This is a genomic window from Rhizobium sp. BT04, assembly GCF_030053135.1.
Taxonomy (GTDB): domain Bacteria; phylum Pseudomonadota; class Alphaproteobacteria; order Rhizobiales; family Rhizobiaceae; genus Rhizobium; species Rhizobium binxianense.
The window spans coordinates 3,977,785-4,002,846 of sequence record NZ_CP125652.1 but is presented as its reverse complement, the minus strand read 5'-3'; the positions used below and the strand labels follow the sequence as shown (position 1 = coordinate 4,002,846).

At 62.5% G+C, this 25,062-nt stretch carries 19 protein-coding genes; 10 read left to right on the top strand and 9 right to left on the bottom strand.

Translation table 11 applies throughout. The features are described 5' to 3' along the window. Positions 1-82 precede the first annotated feature (82 nt). The 3 genes from QMO82_RS27740 (at position 83) to dxs (ending at position 4,055) form a co-directional block, all read left to right on the top strand. Positions 83-850, top strand: a complete 768-nt coding sequence (locus QMO82_RS27740; RefSeq protein ID WP_183605911.1) for an SDR family NAD(P)-dependent oxidoreductase — start codon at positions 83-85, stop codon at positions 848-850. A gap of 210 nt (positions 851-1,060) precedes the next feature. Next, positions 1,061-1,984, top strand: coding sequence for a pirin family protein (locus QMO82_RS27735; protein ID WP_183605910.1), 924 nt, complete (start codon positions 1,061-1,063; stop codon positions 1,982-1,984). Positions 1,985-2,138: 154 nt separating this feature from the next. Further along, on the top strand, positions 2,139-4,055 hold the full coding sequence (dxs, locus tag QMO82_RS27730; RefSeq protein WP_183605909.1) for a 1-deoxy-D-xylulose-5-phosphate synthase: 1,917 nt from the start codon (positions 2,139-2,141) through the stop codon (positions 4,053-4,055). A gap of 206 nt (positions 4,056-4,261) precedes the next feature. Here dxs and QMO82_RS27725 read toward each other — a convergent pair whose 3' ends face one another. The 3 genes from QMO82_RS27725 to QMO82_RS27715 form a co-directional block, all read right to left on the bottom strand. After that, positions 4,262-4,723, bottom strand: coding sequence for a hypothetical protein (locus QMO82_RS27725; protein ID WP_183605908.1), 462 nt, complete (start codon positions 4,721-4,723; stop codon positions 4,262-4,264). Positions 4,724-5,015: 292 nt separating this feature from the next. Beyond that, on the bottom strand, positions 5,016-6,953 hold the full coding sequence (locus QMO82_RS27720; protein ID WP_183605907.1) for a methyl-accepting chemotaxis protein: 1,938 nt from the start codon (positions 6,951-6,953) through the stop codon (positions 5,016-5,018). Between the two features lie 222 nt (positions 6,954-7,175). Continuing rightward, positions 7,176-8,171, bottom strand: coding sequence for a DUF4424 domain-containing protein (locus QMO82_RS27715; protein WP_183605906.1), 996 nt, complete (start codon positions 8,169-8,171; stop codon positions 7,176-7,178). Positions 8,172-8,297: 126 nt separating this feature from the next. On the opposite strand from QMO82_RS27715, the gene QMO82_RS27710 reads away from it, so the two are divergent. Then, on the top strand, positions 8,298-9,044 hold the full coding sequence (locus QMO82_RS27710; RefSeq protein WP_183606645.1) for a TlyA family RNA methyltransferase: 747 nt from the start codon (positions 8,298-8,300) through the stop codon (positions 9,042-9,044). After that, entirely contained in the window at positions 9,041-10,291 is a 1,251-nt protein-coding gene (locus QMO82_RS27705; RefSeq protein WP_183605905.1) for a class I SAM-dependent RNA methyltransferase, read from the top strand. Before QMO82_RS27710 ends, QMO82_RS27705 begins: the two co-directional genes overlap by 4 nt. Before the next feature lie 44 nt (positions 10,292-10,335). On the opposite strand, the gene QMO82_RS27700 is transcribed toward QMO82_RS27705, so the two are convergent. Continuing rightward, positions 10,336-10,779 (bottom strand): helix-turn-helix domain-containing protein, encoded by a 444-nt coding sequence (locus QMO82_RS27700; protein WP_183606644.1) that lies wholly within the window; start codon positions 10,777-10,779, stop codon positions 10,336-10,338. 181 nt (positions 10,780-10,960) lie between these two features. Here QMO82_RS27700 and QMO82_RS27695 point away from each other — a divergent pair, with 181 nt between their 5' ends. After that, positions 10,961-11,965, top strand: coding sequence for an MBL fold metallo-hydrolase (locus tag QMO82_RS27695; RefSeq protein ID WP_183605904.1), 1,005 nt, complete (start codon positions 10,961-10,963; stop codon positions 11,963-11,965). A gap of 38 nt (positions 11,966-12,003) precedes the next feature. Here QMO82_RS27695 and QMO82_RS27690 read toward each other — a convergent pair whose 3' ends face one another. Then, positions 12,004-12,759: a crotonase/enoyl-CoA hydratase family protein gene (locus QMO82_RS27690; RefSeq protein ID WP_183605903.1), complete on the bottom strand. Its 756-nt coding sequence runs from the start codon at positions 12,757-12,759 to the stop codon at positions 12,004-12,006. Positions 12,760-12,781: 22 nt separating this feature from the next. Then, complete coding sequence (locus tag QMO82_RS27685) at positions 12,782-14,560, bottom strand: acyl-CoA dehydrogenase (protein WP_183605902.1); 1,779 nt, start codon at positions 14,558-14,560, stop codon at positions 12,782-12,784. Positions 14,561-14,870: 310 nt separating this feature from the next. On the opposite strand from QMO82_RS27685, the gene QMO82_RS27680 reads away from it, so the two are divergent. Continuing rightward, complete coding sequence (locus tag QMO82_RS27680) at positions 14,871-15,866, top strand: transporter (RefSeq protein ID WP_183605901.1); 996 nt, start codon at positions 14,871-14,873, stop codon at positions 15,864-15,866. A gap of 249 nt (positions 15,867-16,115) precedes the next feature. Here the strand turns inward: QMO82_RS27680 and QMO82_RS27675 are convergent, their stop codons facing one another. Together QMO82_RS27675 and QMO82_RS27670 are read right to left on the bottom strand one after the other, a co-directional pair. After that, positions 16,116-16,562: a BA14K family protein gene (locus QMO82_RS27675; RefSeq protein ID WP_183605900.1), complete on the bottom strand. Its 447-nt coding sequence runs from the start codon at positions 16,560-16,562 to the stop codon at positions 16,116-16,118. Positions 16,563-16,704: 142 nt separating this feature from the next. After that, complete coding sequence (locus tag QMO82_RS27670; RefSeq protein WP_183605899.1) at positions 16,705-17,949, bottom strand: aromatic ring-hydroxylating dioxygenase subunit alpha; 1,245 nt, start codon at positions 17,947-17,949, stop codon at positions 16,705-16,707. Between the two features lie 404 nt (positions 17,950-18,353). Between QMO82_RS27670 and QMO82_RS27665 the strand changes: the two genes are divergently transcribed. The 3 genes from QMO82_RS27665 (at position 18,354) to QMO82_RS27655 (ending at position 21,495) form a co-directional block, all read left to right on the top strand. After that, complete coding sequence (locus QMO82_RS27665) at positions 18,354-18,962, top strand: DUF6656 family protein (protein WP_183605898.1); 609 nt, start codon at positions 18,354-18,356, stop codon at positions 18,960-18,962. Between the two features lie 90 nt (positions 18,963-19,052). Beyond that, a complete protein-coding gene (locus tag QMO82_RS27660; protein WP_183605897.1) occupies positions 19,053-20,027 on the top strand; it encodes an L-threonylcarbamoyladenylate synthase in 975 nt (324 codons plus the stop codon). A 31-nt stretch (positions 20,028-20,058) separates the two neighbouring features. Then, positions 20,059-21,495 carry an FAD-binding oxidoreductase gene (locus tag QMO82_RS27655; protein ID WP_183605896.1) on the top strand — a complete coding sequence of 479 codons (1,437 nt, stop codon included), beginning with the start codon at positions 20,059-20,061 and terminating at the stop codon, positions 21,493-21,495. 232 nt (positions 21,496-21,727) lie between these two features. Here QMO82_RS27655 and QMO82_RS27650 read toward each other — a convergent pair whose 3' ends face one another. Beyond that, entirely contained in the window at positions 21,728-25,057 is a 3,330-nt protein-coding gene (locus QMO82_RS27650) for a DUF1217 domain-containing protein (protein WP_183605895.1), read from the bottom strand. Positions 25,058-25,062 lie beyond the last annotated feature (5 nt).

Sequence of the window (25,062 nt, the reverse complement as noted above, 5' to 3'; positions counted from 1 at the left end):
ACCGAACTCCCTTTGAAGGCGCTTGGCGATCGGCTTCAGACCGATCTATGATCCCCATCCAAAACGATGAGGGGACAAGGCAATGACGGACAGATTGAAGGGCAAGGTCGCCATTATCTCGGGCGGCGCAACCGGCATGGGTGGTGCCGCCTCGAAGCTTTTTGCCGCCGAAGGCGCGCGTGTTGCGATCATCGACCGCAATGGCCAAGCGGCAGCCGAGACTGTCCAAGCGATCCGTGAGGCCGGCGGCGAGGCCGATTGCTGGACTGCCGATGTCTCGGACGAAACCGCCGTCAATACCGCCGTCGCCGGTGTGGAGGAACGCTATGGCGCCGTCACCGTGCTTTTCAATCATGCCGGCACCATCGTCATCAAACCTTTCCTCGAAACGACGCTGCAGGAATGGGACTGGCTGCACGCCGTCAATGTGCGCTCGATGTTCCTGATGACCAAAGCGGTGCTGCCGAAGATGATTGCGAGCGGCGGCGGATCGATCGTCTGCACCTCGTCGATCTCGGCGGTCGCCGCCACGCCGATGGAAGTGCTCTACGACACGACCAAAGGGGCGGTGCATATGTTTGCCCGCGCCATCGCGGTGGAATTCCGTGATCGCAACATCCGCTGCAACGCCGTCTGCCCCGGCTTCATCCGCACACCGCATGGCCTGCGCGAGGTGGCCGACCTGCAGGCGCTCGGCGTCGATGTGTCCGATGCCGCCATTGCCGCGCAGCAGGGGCGGATCGGCGAGCCGGAGGATGTGGCGCGGGCGGCGCTTTATCTCGCCAGCGAAGAGTCGAGTTTCGTCAACGGCGCCCATCTCTTCGTCGACAATGGCTTCACGGCGATCTGAGCCATCCGTGCGGCGCGCTTCAAAGTTAGGGCGTCCTTGGCACGTCCCGTTGGACGTGCGGCGCGCTAATTGCTATCCCTGGTCGATGCGCTACTGCCTCATTCCTTAGATCGGGATCGATTTAGGGAGAAATTATGCAGCAATTCAAAACTATAGCATCCCTTTGCGCGTCTGAAAGACGCGCGGCACTGTAGTGATCGGAGATCCCTGATGTCCTTCTTTCCCGGTAAAGACCCCCTGCCCGGCGATGCCTTCGCCTGCGACGCGATCGAGAACCTGATCATCCCGCGCACCAGCGATATCGGCGGCTTTCAGGTGCGGCGGGCGCTGCCCAGCCGGCAGCGGCGGCTGGTCGGGCCGTTCATCTTCTTCGACCGCATGGGGCCGGCGATCCTGAAGCCGAATGAGGCGCTCGACGTCAAGCCGCATCCGCATATCGGGCTGTCGACGGTCACCTATCTGTTCGACGGCGAGATCCGCCATCGTGACAGCCTCGGCACCGAGAAGGTCATCCGTCCCGGCGATATCAACCTGATGACGGCGGGGCGCGGCATCGTGCATTCCGAGCGCACGCCCGATAATCTCCGCGGCCATCCGCTGCTGATGTCGGGGCTGCAGACCTGGCTGGCGCTGCCAGACGACAAGGAGGAGATCGACCCGTCCTTCGCCCATACGGAAAAATCGGCAATGCCACTGATCGAGACGGCAGGCGCGCGCGGGCGTGTGGTCATCGGCTCGTTCGAAGGCATGACGTCGCCCGTCGGCGTTTTCTCCGATACGCTCTATGTCGATCTCGACCTGCAGCCCGGCGCCAAATTTCCCTTCGGCGCGGCGCATGAGGAGCGCGCCGTCTACGTGCTCTCGGGTGAAGTCGTGATCGCAGGCGACCGTTTTGCCGCCGACCAGCTGCTGGTCTTCCGGCCGGGCGATGCGATCACGCTGGAAGCGGGCAGCGATGGCTGTCACCTGATGCTCTTCGGCGGCGCGGCGCTCAATTCGAAGCGTTATATCTGGTGGAATTTCGTGTCCTCCTCGAAGGAGCGGATCGAAAAAGCCAAGGAGGAATGGCGCACCGGCCGCTTCGATATCGTTCCCGGCGACGAAGAAGAATTCGTGCCTTTGCCGGAAGGCTGACCTGACGAAATAGAGCAGGATATCATCCGAAACCGCTCACACTTTTCGGCATCATGCTCTAAGGTGAAAACCTTCGGTTCCTGAAATGCACTTGTTTTGCCGCAATCTAATCGAATAAAGCGGAACAAGGAAAAGCAAGAAAGAGCGCCCGCCCGTGACACAACTGCCGAAGACCCCCCTGCTCGACCAGGTCATTTACCCCGCCGACCTGCGCAAGCTCGAGGATCGCGACCTGCCGCAGCTTGCCCGCGAAGTTCGGGACGAAATGATCGATGCGGTGTCGCGCACCGGCGGTCATCTCGGCGCCGGTCTCGGCGTCGTCGAATTGACGATCGCCATCCACAGCGTCTTCGACACGCCTGAGGATCGGCTGATCTTCGACGTCGGCCATCAATGTTATCCACACAAGATCCTCACCGGCCGACGCGACCGCATTCGCACGCTGCGCCAGGAAAACGGGCTGTCCGGCTTCACCCGCCGGGCCGAAAGCGAATATGATCCCTTCGGGGCGGCGCATTCCTCGACCTCGATCTCGGCCGGCCTCGGCATGGCGATCGCCGCCGATCTCGACAAGACAGACCGCCGCGTCATCGCCGTCATCGGCGACGGGGCGATGTCGGCCGGCATGGCTTATGAGGCGCTGAACAATGCCGGCGCGCTCGATGCCCGCCTCATCGTCATCCTCAACGACAACGACATGTCGATCGCGCCGCCAACCGGCGCCATGAGCGCCTATCTCGCCCGCCTCGCCTCCGGCCGCACCTATATGGGCTTCCGCGATCTCGGCAAGAAGCTGACGGCCTATCTCGGCAAGAACATCGACCGGGCGATCACCCGCGCCGTCGAGCATGCGCGCGGTTACGTTACCGGCGGCACGATGTTCGAGGAGATGGGCTTTTATCATATCGGCCCGATCGACGGGCATTCCTTCGACCACCTGCTGCCGGTGCTGCGCAACGTGCGAGACAATGGGCGCGGGCCGGTGCTGATCCACGTCGTCACCCAGAAGGGCAAGGGCTATCCGCCGGCGGAAGCCGCGGCCGACAAATATCACGGCGTCAACAAGTTCGACGTCATCACCGGCGCCCAGGCAAGGGTCAAGCCGAATGCGCCGAGCTACACCAGCGTTTTTGCCGAAGCGCTGGTGCAGGAAGCCGCCCTCGACGACAAGATCGTCGGCATCACCGCCGCCATGCCGAATGGTACCGGCCTCGACAAGCTCGCCGAGGCCTTTCCGTCGCGCTGCTTCGATGTCGGCATTGCCGAACAGCATGCCGTCACTTTCGCCGCCGGCCTTGCGGCGGAAGGCTACAAGCCGTTCGCCGCCCTCTATTCCACCTTCCTGCAGCGCGCCTATGACCAGGTCGTGCACGACGTGGCGATCCAGGGGCTGCCGGTGCGTTTCCCGATCGACCGTGCCGGCTTCGTCGGCGCCGACGGGCCGACCCATGCCGGCTCCTTCGACACTGCCTTCCTCACCACCCTGCCCGGCTTCGTGGTGATGGCGGCGGCCGACGAGGCCGAACTCAAGCATATGGTGCGCACGGCTGTGGCCTATGACGCCGGGCCGATCTCGTTCCGCTATCCGCGTGGCGAAGGCGTCGGCGTCGACATGCCGGTACGCGGCGAAATCCTGCAGATCGGCAAGGGCCGCATCGTCAAGGAAGGCACCAAGGTGGCGCTGCTTTCCTTCGGCACACGGCTTGCCGATTGTCTGCTCGCCGCCGAGGATCTCGATGCGGCCGGGCTTTCGACGACGGTGGCCGATGCGCGCTTCGCCAAGCCGCTCGACCACGATCTGATCCGCCAGCTCGCCCGCCACCACGAGATGGTGATCACCGTCGAGGAAGGCTCGATCGGCGGTTTCGGCAGCCATGTGATGCAATATCTTTCGAGCGAAGGCCTGCTCGACAACGGCCTGAAAATCCGCTCGCTCGTCATGCCCGACATCTGGATGGAACAGGCCAAGCCCGAAGCGATGAACGCCCATGCGGGGCTGGACCGCGCCGGCATCGTCTCGACGGTGTTCAAAGCGCTGGGCCGTGGGGTTGCGGTTGGGGTTGCTGGGTAGGGTCATCAGAGGGCGTGCCGTGTGGCCCCCTCATCCGCTCTACGGGCACCCTCTCCCCAAGAGGAGAAGAGGGAATCGAGACGTTGCGGCATATCTCTTCTCCCCTCGGGGAGAAGGTGCAGGCAGGCGGATGGGGCCGCGAAACCGCGGAAATATGTAGCGAATTCTACCAACGACCGTTTTCCGCCCAAACTGGACTTGAAAGATCATTCGATGGAGTTGATCCAGTCGTGAATACGTCGCGCCGTTTCGACAGGAGACAAGTGTGTATTGTCGATTGTTATCCGATAGGTCGCGCCGTCGTCGAACAATACACGCTCTGCTACAAGTGCTTCCCAAAGCTTCGGCTTCTGAATTTTTCCAAGGGTTCCACGTTCTTCGCTCACAATGCGATGTGCATTCGCAACAGGAGAGCAAGTGAGCGTAACGGAGAAGAGAGGGCATCCCCGTGCTTTTGCCAAATCGATGATCGCTTGCCAGTTTTCTTCAAGAAATCCACTCGTTCCACCACGAGCAACAACATTCGTGAAAATGATGGGCAGAGCTGGGGGCAGCTTCATAATTGCCGCAAATGCGGCTGATCTGACAGAACGTACTAATTCGTAGTACTCTAGTGTTCCACTCTCGGCCACAGCGCGTCCGACATTCAAGATGGTATGGTTGTCCAAGAGCTTTCCGTCGATAGCGGTTCTCAACTCGCGTCCGGTCGTTAGTTTTCCGACTCCCGGCCACCCATTCAAGTTGATTAGCATCGTAAACTCCCGTCAAATGCGCGGCAGAGTATCCATACTCCATGTCACTGTCATGGCCGCTTCCGGCGCAAAGCTGCCAACGCCGCATCGATCGGTTGGTGGCATTTGCTCCATAATTCCGCGAAACCGCGTCTTCCCCAATAAAAAAGGCGGCTCATCCACTGCACCGCCCTCTTCATATGAGATCCCTTCCTATGAAGGGTGTTTCTCAGAACTCCGTCCACTCGTCCTGAACCACAGCCGCAGCGCTCGCCTGCCTGCCGCCAAAAGCCTGGGCAACCGTGCGGGTGAGCGCATGGGCCGGCGAGGCGACCGGGCGAGCGTTTGCGGCAGCAACAGTCGCGCGCGGGGCCGGGGCCGCTTGGCCGAGCTTGAACTGGCGCAGCAGCTCGTCGAGGGCGCTGGCTTCCTGGGCGAGCGCATGGCTTGCGGCGGTCTGTTCCTCGACCATGGCGGCATTCTGCTGCGTGCCCTGGTCCATGTTGTTAACGGCGGTGTTGATCTCCTGCAGGCCGATCGACTGTTCGCGGGTGGCGGTGACGATGGCGCTGACGTGGTGGTTGATCTCCTGCACCTCGGCGACGATCGCTTCCAGCGCCTTGCCGGTCTCGCCGACGAGGGAGACGCCGGCATTGACCTGTTCGCCCGAGGTGGTGATCAGCGCCTTGATTTCCTTGGCCGCCTTGGCCGAGCGCTGGGCAAGTTCGCGCACCTCCTGGGCGACGACCGCAAAGCCCTTGCCGGCTTCGCCGGCGCGCGCCGCTTCGACGCCGGCGTTCAGAGCCAGCAGGTTTGTCTGGAAGGCGATATCGTCGATGACGCCGATGATGTTGGAGATTTCGCCCGAGGACTTCTCGATCTGCTGCATGGCGGAGACGGCCTTGCGGACGACTTCGCCTGACTTCTCGGCGCCGAGGCGGGTGCGCTCGACGAGATTGCCGGCATCCTCGGCACGCTTGGCGCTGTCGCGCACCGTCGTCGTCACCTGTTCGAGCGCTGCGGCGGTCTCTTCGACGGCGGCAGCCTGCTGCTCGGTGCGGTGGGCGAGATCGTCGGCGGCCGAACGGATTTCGCCGGCACCGGCATTGATCGCCGAGGCGTTGCGGCCGACCGATTGCAGGGCCGCCTGCAGCTTTTCGACGGCGTGGTTGAAGTCATTGCGCAGGCTGTCATATTGCGGCGCGAACGGCGTCTGGATACGACCGGCCATATCGCCATTGGCAAGCTCGGCAAGGCCGCCCGCCAGAGCGTCGATGGCATGGCGGAGTTCGCCTTCCTCGCGCGCTTTCTGCTCGTCGCCTGCCCGGCGCTGGCGCTCGGCGTCGTCGCGCATGCGCTCGGTCTCGCCGGCAAGACGCAGCTTCTCGATCGCCGCCTGCTTGAAGACCAGCACCGACTGGGCCATGCGGCCGATTTCGTCGCCACGCTCGACGGCCGGGACTTCGATGTCGTTCTGACCGCCGGCAAGGCGATCCATGGCCGCGGTCATGCCGACGACCGGGCGGACGATGGTGCGCGACATCAGCCAGGCGAGCACGGCGGCGGCCAGCGAGGCGGCAATGCCGCCGGCCAGCAGCGTCGTCTTCAGATCGCTGTTGGCATCGGCCCGGACCGCGGCGAGCGCATCCGACTTGGCGCGGGCGGTTGCCTTGATCTTGGCGGAGGCCTGGCGGAAGCCGTCGAGCTGACCCTTGGTGGCGTTGACGCCGATCTTGACGACCTCTTCGATCGGCATGTCGGTTTCCTTGCGCGCCTTGGTCTGCGGCTCGGCAAGTTCATGGAAATAGAGGTCGGCGGCCTTCTGCATGCCGTCGATCATCTCGACCAGCTGCGGCTCGCCGGCCGCCGTCTGTTTGGCGGCGGCAATCGCCTTCAGCATGCGCTCGCGATTGGCGAAGACATCGCCATAGGTGCTGTCGCTGCGGAAGAGAATGAAGCCGCGCAGATTGACGGCCTGTTCGAGCATCGCCTGCAGCGCATCGTCGATCTGATTGACGAGCAGTTCGGACTTTTCCTGCTCGGCGGAAGCGGCCGCCGAGGCCGTCGCCTTGGAATAGACGAAAGCGGATACGGCGACAAAAATGAGAATGAGGGCTGCGAACGTGGCCGCAAGTTTACCGTTCAGGGATATGTTTTTGGCGGACATCGGTGATTTCTCCTGGCGACAGTCGACGCGGCGAGAGGCGGGTCGCGCGAAGGGCGCAACCGCAGGGACGTTTGAACCTGAGAACATGATCGGCGTGGAAACGCTTGCGCCTTCATGGCGCCGAGCGGTTCGGACGAACCGCTGCAATCAAGCCGAACCTTATACAAGCGAACTTTAAATTTGTTTAAATTGGTGCATCGCAGCAGCGGCCAGGGCTGATGATTATTGCGCCGCCTCCGGCGGATTGAGGATCAGGATGTCGAAATCCTTCTCAGGATCGAAATCCTCTGCCGTCATCCGGAAGGTCGTCGGGCCGATCTTCTCGACGTTGCTACCGCAGAAGCTGATGAGACTGCCGGGCTTGCCCTTATCGATCGTCAGCTGGAAGCGCCGGATCGGCCCCGCCCAGTTGGCGCCGGTCGACAGCACATAGGAGATCCAGCTTTCGGTATAGTTGGCGCCGCCGGCCTCAGCTTCCCCAGCCCGCTGCCGGACGGTCCTGACGAAGTCCGCATCCAGGCAGTATTTGCGGGAATATTCCTCGAAGCGCTCGCCCTTCGGCTCGCCACCTTCGAGAAAGCTGATCGCCACAGTGCCGCCGACGGCCGGCTGATAACGATGCTGGACACTCACCTTCTTCTTCGCCGGAAAGGTGGTGCGCCACCAATAGGTCGAGCGCAGCGTCCAGAGCGGCACGAGGGAGACCTTGGCATCGCCCTCGTCCATGGGATAGACGATGCCGCGGGCGATCCAGTCCTTCCGCACGGCTTCGGGCAGCTTGGCCAGTGCTGCGGCCGTCTTCTGGCTGTAGGGCAGCACGGGAATGGCGTATTTGGCGAACTCGTCGGTCACGTCGATGCCGAGCGAGACGACCCGCTGCTGCAGCTTGGCGGTGATCGGCTTGCCGTCCTGCACGGTGGAAAAATGCAGGAAATTGTCGCTGTCGTAATCTGATATGGCGGAATTGTTGTCGACCTGACCCGTGATATCGGGCATCGGGAAGGCGACCAGGCTCTCGACGTCCTTGTCGGAGCTGTTCTCGAAGACATAGTCGACACGCACTTGCGACGCGGAGATGAAGAGATCCTCTTCCGCCATGCTGACATCGTCGGATTGGGCGAAGATCAGCCCGCCGGTCTTGACCTCGGCCATCGTGTCGTTCGCGAGCGCCGGCGATGCAATCCCCGCCGCGACAAGAAGAGTGAAGAGCTTCAGCATAAGACACCCCCTGCGGCTGCCCCGCGATCGCCGCGGCAGGATTATCGCCGAAAGCTTTCGAGGGTCAATGACGGTCTCGGGAACAAAATGCTTGCAACCGGCGGCTTTGCCGGTCATTCACAGCCGATGTCAGATCAAAACAGCCAACGCCTCGACCAACTTCTCGTCTCACTCGGCCTCTTTGCCAGCCGTTCACGGGCTCGCGACGCCGTGCAGCGCGGCACCGTCAGGATCGGCGGCCAGGTGGTGACGAAGGCCGGCGCGCTGTTTGGCGCAGACGCGGCAATCGAGATCGACGATCCGGCGCAGGACTACGTCTCGCGCGCCGCGTTGAAGCTTGCCGCCGCCCTCGACCATTTCCGCCTCGATCCCGCCGGCCATCGCTGTCTCGATATCGGTGCTTCCACCGGCGGCTTCACCGAGGTGCTGCTGCAGCGCGGCGCTGCGCATGTCACCGCGATCGATGTCGGCCATGGGCAGATGCATCCGCGCATATCAGGCGATGCACGCGTGACCAACAAGGAAGGCCTCAACGCCCGCAACCTGGTGGCAGAGGATATCGGCGATTCCGCCACCTTCATCGTTTCCGACGTCTCCTTCATCTCGCTGAAACTGGCGCTGGCGCCGACGCTCGATATCGCCGAACCGGGTGCTATCGCCGTACTGCTGGTCAAGCCGCAGTTCGAGGCCGGGCGCGAGGCGATCGGCAAGGGCGGGCTGCTCAAGGATCCCTCCTCTGCGCCCGCCGTCGCTGCGGAACTGCAGCGCTGGTTCACCGAGGACATGGGCTGGAACAGCCTCGGCCTCATCCCCTCCCCGATTTCCGGCGGCGACGGCAATCAGGAATTCCTTCTGGCAGGATTGAAACCGTGAGCACCGAAACCGTCACGATCGAAAAGCTCGGCGCCCAGGGCGACGGCATCGCCGGCAGCGCCGGCGGACCTGTCTATGTGCCCTTTTCCCTGCCCGGGGAAACGGTGGCGATCGCCCGCGTCAAGAGCCAGGGAACGATCATGTCGATCACGACGGCCTCGCCCGACCGGCAGGAGCCGCCTTGCCGGCATTTCGGCCCGGATGGCGTCAACGGCACCTGCGGCGGCTGCACGCTGCAGCATATGGCAGATGGCCCCTACCGCGCCTTCAAGCGCCAGCTGGTCATCGATGCGCTGAGATCCAAGGGGCTGACGCCTGACGTCGGCGAGATCGTTCCGGCCCGGCCGGGCGAACGCCGGCGCGTGGTGTTTGCGGCGCGCAAGACCGAAAGGGACATGCTTGTCGGCTTCAACCAGGCCGAAAGCCATCATATCGTCGCCATCGAGGAATGTCCGATCTCTTCGGCAGGGATCATCGCCCGGCTGCCGGCGATCAGGGCGATTGCCGCATCGCTGGCGACCAATGCCGAGCCCTTCCGGGTCTCCGTGCTCGAAACGCTTTCCGGCCTCGATATTGCGGTCGACGAGGTGAAGAAACTGTCCGACCCGCAGCGGCGCAAGGCGGTCGAGACCGTGCTCAGCCTCCGCGGCATCGCCCGCGTTTCGCTGAACGGCGAAATTCTCATCGAGCCGTCGAAGCCGCTGGTCGATTTCGGCGGCGTCCAGGTCTCGCCGCCGCCGGGCGGCTTCACCCAGGCGACCAAGCCGGCGGAAGAGGCGATGGCCGAGCTGGTGCTCGCCCATGCCGGCAAGGCCAAGCGGATCGCCGATCTGTTTGCCGGCGCCGGCACATTTTCGCTGCAGCTGGCGCGGATCGGCCGCGTGCATGCCGTCGAAGCCGAGGCAAAGGCGCTTGCTGCCCTCGACCATGCCGCCCGCAACACACAGGGGTTGAAGCCGGTCAGCGTCGAAAGGCGTGATCTCTTCCGCCGTCCCCTGATGACGCAGGAGTTCAAGCCCTTTGACGCCGTCGTCTTCGATCCGCCGCGCGCCGGCGCCGAGTTCCAGTGCAAGGAGCTTGCCCGCTCAAGCGTGAAGAAGATCGCGGCCGTCAGCTGCAATCCGCTGACGCTGGCACGGGATCTGGCGATCCTCGTCGAGGGCGGCTATCGGATCACCGGCGTGACCCCGATCGACCAGTTCCTCTGGACCTCGCATGTCGAGGTGGTGGCGACGCTGGAGAAATAGGCGGGCCTGTCGGCTCTCTGTTTGCTCTCTGTGTCGGAGCTTCCTTATCGAGTTTCCGTTATCTGCTCCGAGCTCAGTCGCATCGCCCGGGTTCCGAGCTTTGCACCCGAAACGGCATCTATTGCGATCGGCTCGATCTCCAAGCCCGACTCGACATCGACATAGCGGGCAAGATCGCCATCGCAATGACGGTGCGCCCATGCCCCGATCATGATGAGCACCGGCAGGAAATCCCGGCCGGCTGCGGTGAGGACGTATTCTTCGCGCGGAGGCCGTTCGGAATAGAGGCGCTTTTCCAGCAAGCCATCATCCGTCAGGGCCTTGAGCCGCTTCGTGAGCATGGTCGGTACGATGCCGAGGCTCTTCCTGAATTGGTCGAAGCGGGTGAGGCCGGTATGTGCATCCCGCAAAACCAAAATGCTCCACGCATCGCCCACAGATTTAAGGCCCCGGGCGACCGGGCACTGGGGAATTGGACTATTTTTCATTCGGTATCTTTTCGATAGCGACACGATATCGAAAAGATAGTAACATATCGACGGACGATGATCCACATCCAATAAAAATTGAAACGAAACAGAAGCGTTGCCCTGGAATTTAGGACAGGATTCAGATTTAGGCGGACCGGCCTAAAATCATCCTCTTCCAGGCGGAGGAAACCGATTCCGAATGCGTAAGACCAAAAGACGCAATCCCTACTATAATGGCCCAGTGTCCGACCACTTCGACGGCACGCATTTCTTCAATCCCGAAGGTATTGAGCCCCTTGGTTTCCGCGATCTGCTGCGGTGGCAATTCGGCGGTGGCCGGGAGCGTTGGTCGCAGTCTGTCCCAAGTCCATACGCGGCGGCCAAGCCGGATCCACGCGTAGACGGCGAGGATCTAAGGGTGACCATGGTTGGTCATGCAACAATGCTCCTGCAGGTCGCCGGGCTCAATATCCTCACCGACCCGGTGTGGTCGGAGCGCGCGAGCCCCTTCGCCTTTGCCGGACCCAAGCGTGTCGTCCAACCGGGCATCGCGTTCGATGATTTGCCGCCGATTGATCTCGTGCTGGTATCGCATAATCATTATGATCATCTCGATATCGCAACGCTCAGGCGGTTGTGTGCGAAGCATCGGCCGCGTGTCGTGACGCCGCTCGGTAATGACACGATCATACGCCGTGCCGTGCCCGATATGCAGACGAAATCGATGGACTGGGGCGAGCGCATTTCGCACGCCGGAATCAGCATTGATGCGGAGCCGGCACACCATTGGTCCGCCCGCGGAACCGCCGATCGCCGGATGGCGCTCTGGGCGTCGTTCGTTTTGTCGACTCCAGCCGGAAAAATTTATCACATCGGGGATACGGGCTTTCACCACGGCATCAATTACAAAGCGGCACAGCGGAAGCATGGCGGCTTTCGCTTGGCCATTTTACCCATCGGCGCATATGAGCCGCGATGGTTTATGAAAGGCCAGCACCAGAACCCGCAGGAGGCGGTGATCGGGATGAAACTGGCAAATGCGGCCTATGTGGCCGGGCATCACTTCGCCACGTTCCAACTGACAAATGAGGCGGTCGACGCGCCGGCAAAAGCGTTGCAAGACGCAATGAGCGAGCATGATATTCCCCCGGAACGGTTCCGGCCTCTCAGGGCCGGCGAGGTATTCAACGTGCCGGCGGTCTAATCGGTATCCGCTTGCCCCCGGATGGTGCCAGGCGGCGCTCAGCGGCGCATGAAGGCTTCGAAGGCGGCGCGGGCCTCGGCGCTTTTCAGCCGCGCCGAGAAATAGCGGGCCTCCTCGTCGATGCGGGCGAGGATCTCGCCGCGGTCGGGGCGAATGAGGTCGCGGGCGATGCGCAGCGCCTCCGGCGGCTTGGCGGCGAGCTTTGCGGCGAGGCCAAGCGTCAGGGCATCGACCTCATCAGGCTCGACGACCTTCCAGACCAGGCCGGCTTGCCGCGCCTCCTCGGCCGAAAATGCTTCGCCGGCGGCCAGCATGGCGAAGGCGCGCTGATGGCCCATCAGCCGCGGCGCGACGAGGCTGGAACCTGCCTCCGGCACCAGCGCCAGATCGACGAAGGGTGTGCGGAACTGGCTGCGGCCGGAGGCGATGGTCAGGTCGCAATGCAGATGGATCGTCGTGCCGATGCCGACCGCCAGACCGTCGACGCCGGAGACGACCGGCTTTTCGGCATTGACCAGCGCATAAAGGAAATCGAGGATCTCCTGCTCCAGGCCACGGCCGCCCATCGCGGCAGCGAGAAAATCGTTGAGATCATTGCCGGCCGAGAAGCAGCCTTCGGTGCCGAGCAAGGCGGTGGCGCGGATGCCCGGATCGGCATTGGCCGCATTCAGCGCATCGGCCATGGTGCGGTACATGGGGCGGGTGATGGCGTTCTTCTTTTCCGGCCGGTTGAAGCGGATGAGCTGGACGCCGGGATAGGCGGAAGGCTGTTCGACGATGATGTGATCGGTCATTGGATCTCCTCGGGGGGTCCCCTCAGGCAAGCAGGATGCGGGCGGCGGCAAGGCTTGCCGCGCCATTGACGACCCGGTCGCGAAGGGCCGCGGTTTCAGCGAGCAGGTTTTCGGCGGCGAAGCGGCAGAGCGCGATGCGGCCTTCACCTGCGCCATCGGCTGCCTCGGCGAGAGCGCCCTTGGCGAGGTAACAGCCGGTCAGCACGAGGCCGAACAAGCGCTGATAGGGTGTCGCTCCCGAGAGCGCCTCGGCCGCCTTTTCCTCGGCAAGCGTCTTCAGCAGCCAGTCGGTCGCCTGCTCGAGGTCGCCGATCGCAGTGTCGAGCCTCGCGGCAGTCTCGCCGAAACCATCGAGATTGGAGCCGCGGACATTGTTGGCGATCTGCTTCAGCTCGGCGACAAAACCCTTCACCTGCTCACCGCCGGAGAGCGGCAGCTTGCGGGTGACAAGATCGATCGCCTGGATACCGTTGGTGCCCTCATAGATCGGGGCGATGCGGGCATCGCGGAGATAACGCGCGGCACCCGTCTCCTCGATGAAGCCCATGCCACCATGCACCTGAATGCCGAGCGAGGCGACGTCGACGCCGGCATCGGTCGAAAAGGATTTGGCGATCGGCGTCAGCAAAGCGGCGCGCTCCTGCCAGTGGCGATTGTTGTCACCTGCCCGGTGCGACATGTCGATCGCGTGGGCGCAGGCATAGGAGATGGCGCGTGCGCCTTGGGTCAGCGCCTTCATGGTGAGGAGCATGCGGGCGACATCGGGATGGTCGACGATCGGGCTCATGCCGGCGCCGCTCCAGCCGGGCGCCCTGCCCTGGGTGCGTTCCCTGGCATAGGCGAGCGCCTTCTGGGTGGCGGCCTCCGCGATCGCCACGCCCTGCATGCCGACGGCAAGGCGGGCATTGTTCATCATCGTGAACATGCAGGCGAGCCCCTTGTTCTCCTCGCCGACCAGCCATCCCACAGCGCCCTTTTCACCGCCGAATTTTCCGTCGCCATAGATCATCGTGCAGGTCGGCGAACCGTGAATGCCGAGCTTGTGCTCCAGCGAGTGGCAGAACAGATCGTTGCGAGCCCCAAGCGAGCCGTCGTCGTTCACCAGCAATTTCGGCACCAGGAAGAGCGAGATGCCGCGGGTGCCGGCCGGCGCATCCGGCAGGCGGGCCAGCACCAGATGGATGATGTTGTCGGCCGCGTCATGCTCGCCCCAGGTGATGAAGATCTTCTGGCCGAAGAGGCGGTAGCTGCCATCATCGCGGCGCTCTGCGCGGGCCTTGAGCACGCCGAGATCGGAGCCGGCATGCGGCTCGGTCAGGTTCATGGTGCCGGTCCATTCACCTGACACCATCTTCTCCAGATATTTGTCTTTCAGCGCGGCACTGCCATGGGCGCTGACCGCCTCGATGGCGCCCATCGTCAGGGTCGGGGCGAGCGCGAAAGCCATGGAACCCGAATTCCACATTTCGAGTGCTGCGACATTCAGCATATGCGGCAGCGCCTGGCCGCCGAAAGCCTCCGGCGCCGTCAGGCCGTTCCAGCCGCCGGCGATCCAGTTGCGATAGAGATCGCGCCAGCCATCCGGCAGCCTGACCTCGCCACCCTCCAGACGGGCGCCCTGGCGGTCGCCGATATCGGCGAGCGGCGCCACTTCGTCTGTGGCAAAACGTCCCGCCTCGGCGAGGATGGCGCCGACCAGATCGTCGCCGAGATCGCCGAGCAGCCCTTCGGACATCGCCTCGCCCATGCCAGCTACATGCTTCAACGTGAACGCGATTTCCTCGACGGGCGCCTTGTACATGCTCTTTTCCTCCGCAGACCGGCCTCGCACGCGGCAAAACCTCTCCGAGGCCACGGCTAATTGATTTTTACGTAAACGTCAATTTCGATTTCCGCGAGCGCCATGCGATAGTTTGGCTGACGTGACGCTTTGCTCTTGCACCCTTGCACAAATAGCCGTCATGGAGACACTACAGCGCCGCGCGTCTTTTCAGACGCGCAAACGACGCTGTAGCACTTTGAATGCTGCATAATTTTATCCGTAAATCGATTCCGATTTAAGGAATTATGCAGTAGGGAATGATATCGCCTTCGCAAAGGATCGGCGACCAATGGATACATTGCCCGTCAACATACCCGGTTTTGTCTGGGCCTATCGCTTCTCCCCCGAAGAGAAGACCGCGGTGCGGCTGAACAATAGTGCGACGGTGGCGGAACTGACCGCCGACAACTGTTTCTACTGGCTGCACCTCAATCTTGTCGACGCCCGCGTGCCGGCCTTGCTCGAGACCCTGGACGGGCTGACAGAGGACGCCAAATCGGCGCTGACGACGCGCGATACGCATGCGGCCATCACCGTCGACGAGCAGATGCTCTATGGCACGCTCGTCGATTGCCAGCGCGATTTCGCCCAGGATACCAACAATCTCGGCTGGCTGCATTTCGCCATGTCCGGCCGCTTCATCATCACCACGAGGCTGCAGCCGCTGCGCAGCGTCGAACGGGCGCGGGCGCTGATCGAGAAGAACCCGGGCAAATTTTCACGGCCGGTCGACCTCTTCGAACTGCTGGTGATCGAGTTCCAGCGCACGCTGATCGCGATCGTCATCGAACTCACCGAAGAGCTGAACCAGATCGAGGATATCGTCTACGACAGTGCGCAGCGCGACGAGCGCCGGCGTCTGGCGCCGGTCCGGCGCACCGTGGTCAGGCTGCATCGGCACCTGCGCACGGTGCTGGCGCTGATGCGCCGGGCGGCGGCAACCGACGACGACGAGATGCCCTTCGGCTTCGACGATGTGGCGCGGCGGCTGACGAGCCGGCTGGAAACGGTCGACCACGATATCTATGCGCTGCAGGACCGGGCGCGCCTGCTGCACGAAGAAATCGATTCGAAACAATCCTCCGAAACCAACCGCCACCTCTATCTGCTGTCGATCATGACGGCCTTCCTGCTGCCGCCGACGCTGGTGACCGGTTTCTTCGGCATGAACACCGCCAACCTGCCCTTCGCCGTCGGCGACTACGGCACCGAATACGCCGTCGCCCTCATCGTCGCGTCGATTGCGTTTGCATGGTGGCTGCTCAGGCGGGTGGATATTCTTTGAGGGGGAAAGGTTCGGCGTGACTGTCGAGGGTGTGAGTTCGCTCTTATTCCATCAAACGTCGCGGTACTTGCCACAGAGCTCACCCCACCCTCCGTCATCCTCGGGTCAAGGCCGAGGATGACGGAGGGTGGGGAAACGTTCCAGCCAAACTCGCCGCCGACGCAGCGGATGGCGCGTGCGTTGCACCTACCGTATCACACCGCATTGACACTGAGCGATCGGAAGCGCGTCACGCTTCCCATGCCTTTATCAATACGGCGAATAGCACTGCTGGCGCGGGCCGTTATAGGGCTGGAACGTGTTGTCGTAGGCGCGATAGGACCGGTAGCGGTTGGCGCACCAGGCGACGTGGCTTGAACCCATGCGGGGCGCAGCGTAGCGCGGGGCGACGACGACTGCGCCGGCGCCGAAAGCGGCGAGCGGATACCAGTAGCCGTTGTAACTGCGGTATCCCGGGCGGTAATAGCTATATCCCCGATAGCCGCCGTAGTAGCCGGGCCGGTAGTAGGCGCCGGGGCGATAGCCCGGCCGGTAACCGGGGCGATAATAGCGGCGGTACTGGACATTCTCGACGGCAGAGGATTTTTCCACCTGCGGGGCGGTGGGCATCTGGATTGCCTGCGACGGCACGAAGCCCGTCAGAACGACGGCAGCGGCCAGAACCGCGGTCGCGATTTTATTTCTCAGCCCGATCATTTCTCTCTCCCATTCAACAGCGATCACCGCCAGCCCAGCAACGCTTTCGGGCCCGAATGGTTCCGGAGCGGCCGAGGTCCGGCCGCTTTCTGTTTTAGCGAGGCTGAACTGAACCGCACATTAACCGGCGCCGGCAATGCGATCAGGCAACGGCCGAGATTTTCGCCTGGTCGCCCTGCAGGCGGTTCACCATGAAGTTCGAATACCATTCGAGGAACTGCATGACGCCGCCCTCATGCAGGGAAGAATATGGGCCGGGCTCATAGGCGGGCGAGTGGATGCCGAAGGCGTTTTCCTCGACGATGCGGCGATCCTGATCATTGGTCTCGGTCCAGACGTGGGTCAGTTCCTCGAGATTGTAATCGACACCTTCGACGGCGTCCTTGTGGACCAGCCACTTGGTCGTTACCGCCGTCTCGTTGGCGCTGAGCGGCAGCACGCGGAAGGAGATGGCGTGGTCGCCGAGCAGGTGGTTCCAGGTCGTCGGATAGTGGAAGAGCAGCATGGTGCCGATATGGCTGATCGCGATATCGTCGGCGAGCGGGCGCTTGACGGCGCGCTTGCCCGACATGGTGTAGCTCTCGGCATCTTCGATCAGCGGCATGCGGGCGGTGCGGAACTGGCCGTCCGGCGAAATCTGGAACTTGCTCGGCAGGCCGGCCGCCTCACAGCGCGCCCAATGGCCGGCGATCTCCGGATCGTCGGCGCCGCCATCCGTGCCGGTGACGCTCGGCGCTTCGGGATAAGTGCGGCAGAGTTCGGGGTGATTGGCGGCGCAATGATAGCACTCGCGGTTGTTTTCCCAGACGAGTTTCCAGTTGCCCTTCTCGATGATCGTGCTCTGGAAGGCGACCTTGCTCTCACTGATCCGGTGCGGCGCGACATAGGGTTCGATCTTGTCGCGCACCACCTGGAAATCCGGGGCGCTGTTGGCAAGGCAGATGAAGACATAGCCTGCGACGACCTCGCAATGGACGGGCTTCAGATTGAAGCCGGTCTTATCGAAATCATCGCCCATGTGGCGGGCGAAGGCGAGCTTGCCTTCAAGATCGTAGGTCCACTGATGATAGGGACAGACGAGACGCACGGAGGAACCGTGCTCCTTGGTGCAGACGCGCGAGCCGCGATGGCGGCAGCTGTTGTGGAAGGCGCGGATGACGTTGTCCTTGCCGCGGACGATGACGACGGGATAGCTGCCGATCTGGACGGTGAAATAGGCGCCCGGCTTTGGCAGTTCGCAATCATGGCCGATGAACAGCCAGTCGCGGTAATAGATCATCTCCATGTCGAGCTGGAAATAATCCTCGTCGATATAGAACGGCTGTTCGAGGCTGAAGCCCTCCCGGCGGCTCTTGAGCTGACGCAAAACGTTGCTGCGAATATCCATCTTCATGTCCTCGTGCACCCGGTTGCCACCCTCGATTGGAGGGCCGGCGGAAGCGCGCCCGCTTCCTTCTCCTTCGGGAGAATTGTTCGTGGCGCCATTTAATCACCTGGCATCGCTGCCGCTTGGTTGTAATGCGACATCGGCTTCGAAATTGGCGACAGGATGCGGCAAGGCTTGAAGCGGCCGATCCCGGTCGATCCTATCGCCCGACTCTCCGGGCAATTATCGTCAATTGCGACATGGCGTAAAGACTGTTGCGCAAAGAGGTCGGCTGCCTCCGTCGCGTTTGCGACATCTGCGCGCATTTGCCTTTCAGCCGGCCCGGCACCCGGAGATTTTAACATCGCCTTAAGCATACGGTCCTATCCTGCTGCTGATTGAAGACCGACCGAAGAACGCGACCTATGGCCAAACTCCGTTATTTCGATGCGAAGGAAGCGAGCAAATCGCAGGAGCGGCAGCTGGTTGCCGCGCATTCCGAATTCTTGCGCACCGGCCGCATACCCCGCGAGCGGCGGCACTGGCTGGCCGAGGAAAAGCGCTATTTCACCCATGATGAGGTGGCCGCAAAGACCGGCCGCAAGCTGCAGGCCGCCGGCGAAAAGACGCATCAGCACATTAACGGCTTTCACCACTCGATCCAGTTTCCGAAGATGATCTTCCACCGGACGCTGGAGGACAGCCCGCATCTCGGCTATTGCCACGTCACCGCCGCGCGGACGAAATTCGCCCATTACGAAGAGGTGAGCTGGGCCTTCTACATCGCCAATTTCTATTCCGACATCGGCGAGAACGACAATTTCTTCGAACGTATCGATGTCGGCTATTCCCGCATGTATTTCGCCGTCGCCATCAAGCCGGGCGAGAACTCCGCGGAAAAGATGACCATCGACCGGTCGGTGCGCGGCAACGGCCTGCTCTTCCGCACCCATGATCCGCAGGCAGCGATCCGCAACATCCTGTTGCTCGGCGCCCGCAACGAACAGCTGCGCGAAATCATCCGGCAGCTCTAAAGCGCCCGTTGTCGAACCGGATTCAACAACGCGATTGATCGCGGGCGGCGGAAAGCCTAAGGACTGCCGGAACGGAAAATCAGGCAGCACATGGCACGCACGATCGACATCAAGGCAGACAGGCAGGCGGCGCTGGACGTGGCCTCAGCCGTACTTGCCGATGGCTTTGCCATCGCCATTCCGACCGAGACCGTCTACGGCCTTGCCGCCGACGCCACCAATCCGGCCGCCATCACCCGCATCTACGAGACCAAGGGACGGCCACGCTTTAACCCGCTGATCTGCCATATGGCCGACCTCGCCATGGCCGAGGAACACGCCGAATTCGATCCCGTGTCGCGGGCGCTCGCCGCAGCCTTCTGGCCAGGGCCGCTGACACTGGTGTTGCCGCTGAAGCCTCAAAGCCCGATCCATTCGCTGGCGACCGCCGGGCTCGACAGCGTCGGCGTGCGTGTGCCGGAAGGGTTTGCCGGCGCCTTGATCGGCGCCTTCGGGCGGCCGCTCGCAGCTCCCAGCGCCAATAGGTCGGGCGCAATCAGCGCCACGAGTGCCGCCCATGTCGAGGCCGATCTCGGGGCGAAAATTCCGTTGATCCTCGATGCAGGCCCAAGTGCCGTCGGCGTCGAATCGACGATCGTCAAGGTGGAGGGCGACCGGCTGAGGCTGCTTCGGCCCGGCGGTCTGGCAGCGCGCGATATCGAGCGCGTCGCAGGCAGGCCGCTGCTCAGAGCGAAGACGGCATCGGCGGCCATCGAGGCGCCGGGTATGCTTGCCTCGCATTATGCGCCGGGCGCCTCCGTGCGTCTCAATGCGCGCGCCGTGGAACCCGGCGAAGCGCTGATCGGCTTCGGCGGTGCTGCGGTCTCCGGCGCGGAGGCTGCGCGGATCGTCCTCGATCTCAGCCCGCGCGGCGACCTTGCCGAGGCCGCCGCCAATCTTTTCGACTATATGAAGCGGGCCGATGCCAGCGGGGCTTTAAGCATCGCCTTTTCTCCCATTCCCGAGGATGGGCTTGGCGAAGCGATCAACGATCGCCTGCAGCGGGCAGCCGCACCCCGCGACTGACAGACCTTATAAAATCAAGAGGATCGATCTGATGAGCAGCCCCGACATTTCCACCGATCTTCTCGACCGCTTCGCCGCAATCGTCGGCGAAAGATACGCGCTTCGCAGCGAAGCCGATCTTGCGCCGCATCTGATCGAAAACCGCGGGCTCTATCACGGCTCCTCCCCTCTCCTACTCAAACCCGGCTCGGTCGCGGAAGTCTCCGACATCATGAAGCTTGCGACCGAGACCGGAACGGCGATCGTGCCGCAGACCGGCAATACCGGCCTGGTCGGCGGCCAGACCCCACGTGCCGGCAAGGCCGATATCATCCTGTCGCTCGAGCGCATGAACAGGATCCGTGATGTCGATCCGGTGGCGAACGTGCTGGTCGCCGATGGCGGCGCCATCCTCGCCGAGGTGCAGAAGGCGGCCGAGGCGCATGGGCGGCTGTTTCCGCTGTCGCTCGGCTCGGAAGGCTCCTGCCGCATCGGCGGCAACCTTTCCACCAATGCCGGCGGCACGGCCGTGCTTGCCTACGGCAATATGCGCCAGCTCTGCCTCGGCCTCGAAGTGGTGCTGCCGACCGGCGAAATCTGGGACGGGTTGCGCCGCCTGAAGAAGGACAATACCGGCTACGACCTGCGCGACCTGTTCATCGGCGCCGAAGGCACGCTCGGCATCATCACCGGCGCGGTGCTGAAGCTCTTTCCCCAGCCGCTCGGCCATCAGGTGGCCTTCGCCGGCCTGAATTCGGTCGAGGACGCGCTTGGCCTCTTCAACCTCGCCGCCAGCCTCTGCGGCGCCTCGCTGACCGGTTTCGAGCTGATGCCGCGTTTCGGCGTCGAGATCACCACCCGCCATATCGACGGCGTGCGCGATCCCTTGGACGCGGCCTATCCCTGGTACGTGCTGATCGACATTTCAACCTCGGACTCGGCCGAGACGGCGGAGCGGATGATGAACGGCGTGCTCGAACAGGGTTTTGAGGCCGGGCTGGTGCTCGATGCGGCGATCGCTTCATCCGTGGCGCAGCAGAAGGCGATCTGGCACATGCGCGAGAGCATGTCGGATGCCCAGAAGCCGGAAGGCGGGTCGATCAAGCACGATGTTTCCGTGCCGGTGTCGAAGGTCCCGCACTTCATCGCCGAGGCCGAAGAAGCGGTGATGGCGGCCATGCCTGGCGCCCGCATCTGCGCCTTCGGCCATATGGGCGACGGCAATATCCATTACAATATTTCCCAGCCGGTCGGTGCCGACAAGGACGCCTTCATCGCCCGCTGGCATGAGATGAACCATATCGTGCATGGGCTGGTGCTTGCCCATGGCGGCTCGATCTCGGCCGAGCACGGCATCGGCCAGTTGAAGCGCGACGAACTGGCGGCGATCCGGCCGGCGATCGAAATCGAGCTGATGCGCCGCATCAAGCGCGCCTTCGATCCCGCCAATATCATGAACCCGGGTAAGGTCGTCAGCCTCGAGGTGTGAGGTCGGAGCTCAGCGAGGTCGCCGAGGTTCGCCCCTCATCCGCCTGCCGGCACCTTCTCCCCGCTTGCGGGGCGAAGGGACGTGCCGCCCCTCTCGGTTCCCACCTCGCTCTCGCAGGGCAAGTACCCTCTCCCCGTTTTTACGGGGAGAGGGGTAGCCATTAACGCGAAGCGGACAGCTGTCGTCCCGCGAGAAAAACCTACCGTGCGCGCTTTGCTGGATTGCCTCAGCTTTACTGCGTGCCGCCGCCGGTGAGGATCTGCAGCGCCGGCGATTGCTGGGTGCTGTTCTGGACGTCGTACATGGCGGTGAACCGGCGCAGCAGCTTGTCGACCTTCTTCGGATCCTGGAGATCCTCGAGCTTGACGAAGCGGTTGATCAGATCGGCCTGCTTGGCGACGTCCATGCCCGAGATCTGCGACGGTAGGCTGAAGGCTGTGGTAATGACCTGGTAGAGCGCCTTGTCGCCGAGGAGCGAAAAGATCGAGGTGATGCTCGGGGCCTTGCGGCTGAAATAAAGCGCCAGGCGGACGCCGTCATTGCTTTCGCCCTGCTGGTTTTCCATCGTCTGCTGGACGAAGAGCTTTTGGGTACGATCCTCCGCCGCCTTGTTCTGGATGGCGCCGATCTTGGCGCGGGTCAGATCGCCGTCCTTGTCGAAATTGAAGGCGGCGACGATATCCTTGAAGCGCGCATCGGCCTTGGTGTTGAGGTAGCTCTTCTTGTCGTCGGGATCGGACGTGAAGATCTTCTTCAGCGTCGCCTTGTCGTAATCCTTCGGGTCGAGATTGTTCGCCTTCAGCACCAGATCCGTCAGGCGGCTGTCATCCAGGAAATCATCGAGCGACTTCACCTTCGCCATGCCCTTGGCGAAATAGTCGACCTCGGTCGTCGCGTCCTTCGATGCCTTGTCCTTCACCGGCCCGGCCTTCAGCAGCATGGTGACGTGCGCTTTGTAGTCGGTGGCGTATTTGGCCAGGGTCGCCTCGGGAAGCGCCTGGAGGGGCGACGCCGCCTTGCCGTCGGGACCGAAGTTGAAGGCGCGGGCGAGGTTGGTGATACGTTCGTCCTTCAGCGAGGCGATAAAACCATTCGGGTCGTAGGCATCGCTCGTCAGGATCTTGCGCATCATCGAGCGCGAGACTTCCTGGTCCGTCAGGCCGAAGGCCTGCAGCGCCACATGATAGGGATCCGGCAGATCATCGTTGCTCTTGGTGAAATCGGCCGACGAATTGCTGCGCAGAAAGTCGTTGACGCTCTTTATGTCCGAGAAGTTGAGCAGGCTGCCGCTGTCGGCCATCATGCGGGTGTAGTTGGTGGCCACCTCGTCGATCGCCTCGTCGCGCTCGTCGTCATAACGCGCCATATAATTGTCATTGGTGGTCTGCGCCTGATCGGCCGTCTGGATCGAACTCATCACCGGAAGCGATCCATCGGCGGCGAAGTTGAAATCGGCGTTGAGATCGGCATGGCCGGCGGCGGCAGCCGCCGTCGCATCGGTCAGGATGCTCTTCAGATCAGCGTTCGAAATGCCGGTCGGAAGGTTGTAGGTGCTCTTCAGGAAGTTGGTGATGGCGTCATCGGCGATGAGATCGTCGACATTGGCGATCGTCGACATCCGGGCGGAATAGTCGTCCGTGCGGGCGGAAGCGGTAAATTTCGTGCTGCTGATCTGGGTGGCCGTCTGCGCGGCCATGCCGTCCTCGAGCGTGCCGTCCGCCTTGAAGTTGAAGGCGGCGGCGACGTCGGCATAGGTACCGGTGCCGCTCTGATCAGTCAGGATGGCGCGAAGGGCAACGTCGGTGACGGTCGACGGGATGCCGTAGGCGTTGCGCACGAAATTGTTCAGCTTCTGGTCCGACAGCAACTGATCGACGTTGGAGATGCCGGCGATGGTCGCCTGGTAATAGACGGCCGCAGTGTCGGCCTTGTCCATGGTGCTGGCGCTCTGTGAGGCGCTCTGCGAGGCGTAAAGGGTCGCGACCGATCCGTCCGCCTTGAAATTGAAGAGATCGTGGACGTCGCTGTAGCCCTGGGCGCTGGCCGCCGCGGGATCGACGAGGAAAGTCCTCAACGTCGCATCGGAAACGCTGTCGGCGATCTGCATGCTGTTTCTGAGATAGCTGACCGCAACGGGATCGGACATGATGTCGTCGACATTGGTGACATTGCCGATCATGCTGTTGAAGTGCGTCGCGTTCGCCGCCGACTTGTCGGTGGTCGACTTGCGCTGCGCCGCGGTCTGGATCGCCGAACCGTTGATCGAGCCGTCCGCCTGGAAGTTGAAGTCGGCATTGAGATCGGCGTGGCCCTGGGCCGCGGCATAGGCCGAATCCGTCAGGATATTCTTCAGGTCGGCATTGCTGAAATTCGTGCCGAGGCCATAGGCATCCTTGATGTAACGCGCCAGCACATCATCGGCCAGCAGATCGTCGACATTGGTGATGGCGCTCGACTGCGAGGTTACGGAATAATAGTTGGACGTGCTCGATGCAGCCGATTTCAGTTTGTTTGCCTGGTCGATCGACTGGACGCGCGCCGTGCTGGAGGTCGATCCGTCAGCCTTGAAGTTGAAAGCATTGTAGACATTGGTAAAGCCCATCAGCTGGGCATAACCGGGATCGGTCAGCACCGTGCGCAGCGCGGCCGCGGTGAAGTCGGCGCCCATGCTGTAGGCCGTCGTGATATAGGAGGTCAGGCGTTTGTCGGCGACCAGATCGTCGACATTGGTGATCGTGCCGATCTTCGCCGTGTAATAGGCCTTGTTGTAGTCCGCTGCCGTCTGGCCGACGTAAAAGACGTCCGAACCGACCGAATTGTCGATGATGACCGACTGGGAATTCAGCGTGAAGGACTCGATGACCGAGGCCTTCTGCGCGGCGGTCTGCGCCGTGCCGGTGACGGTGCCGTCGGCATTGAAGCTGAACTGGGCGGCAAGCGCCTTGTATTTGTCGCCGCCCTGCGTGTTGACGACGCTCGTGGGGTCGCTGAGATCGCTCGTCAGCACCTGGCGCAGAAAGTCCTTCGACGCATAGGTGGGATCGATCTTGAACGTCTTCAGCACATAGGTGCGCAGCCGGGTGTTGTTGACCAGATCGTCGACGGTCTGCACGCTGTCGATATTGTTGCTGTAATAGATGCTCTCGGCGGCGGCCGCCTTGTCGGCATCGACGAAGGACTGCTTGTAGAGGCCGATGAGATCGTCCTCCTGCGCGTCCGTCTGGACGTCCTTGGCGGGCGCATTGAAATTGAAGGCGGCGGCGAATTCGCGGTAGCGCGTATCGGAAAGCTTGTTGGCGTAGCTGTTGGGGTCGGTGAGATCGCTTTCCAGCACCTTCTTCATGAGGGCCTTGGCGTAGGTCATGTCCTCGAGGCCATGGGCCTTCATCGCGTAGCTGTAGAGCTTGTAGTCTCCGAGGAAGTCGTCGACCGATGTGACCTTGTTGATGTGGTCCGCGTAGTACTCGGCATCCTTCTTGACCGTCGCCTGAGACGCAACCTTGTTGAGGCTGGACGTCATATCCTTCGACAGGATCGTATAAGCGAGGGAAGCCGTGATCATGAATA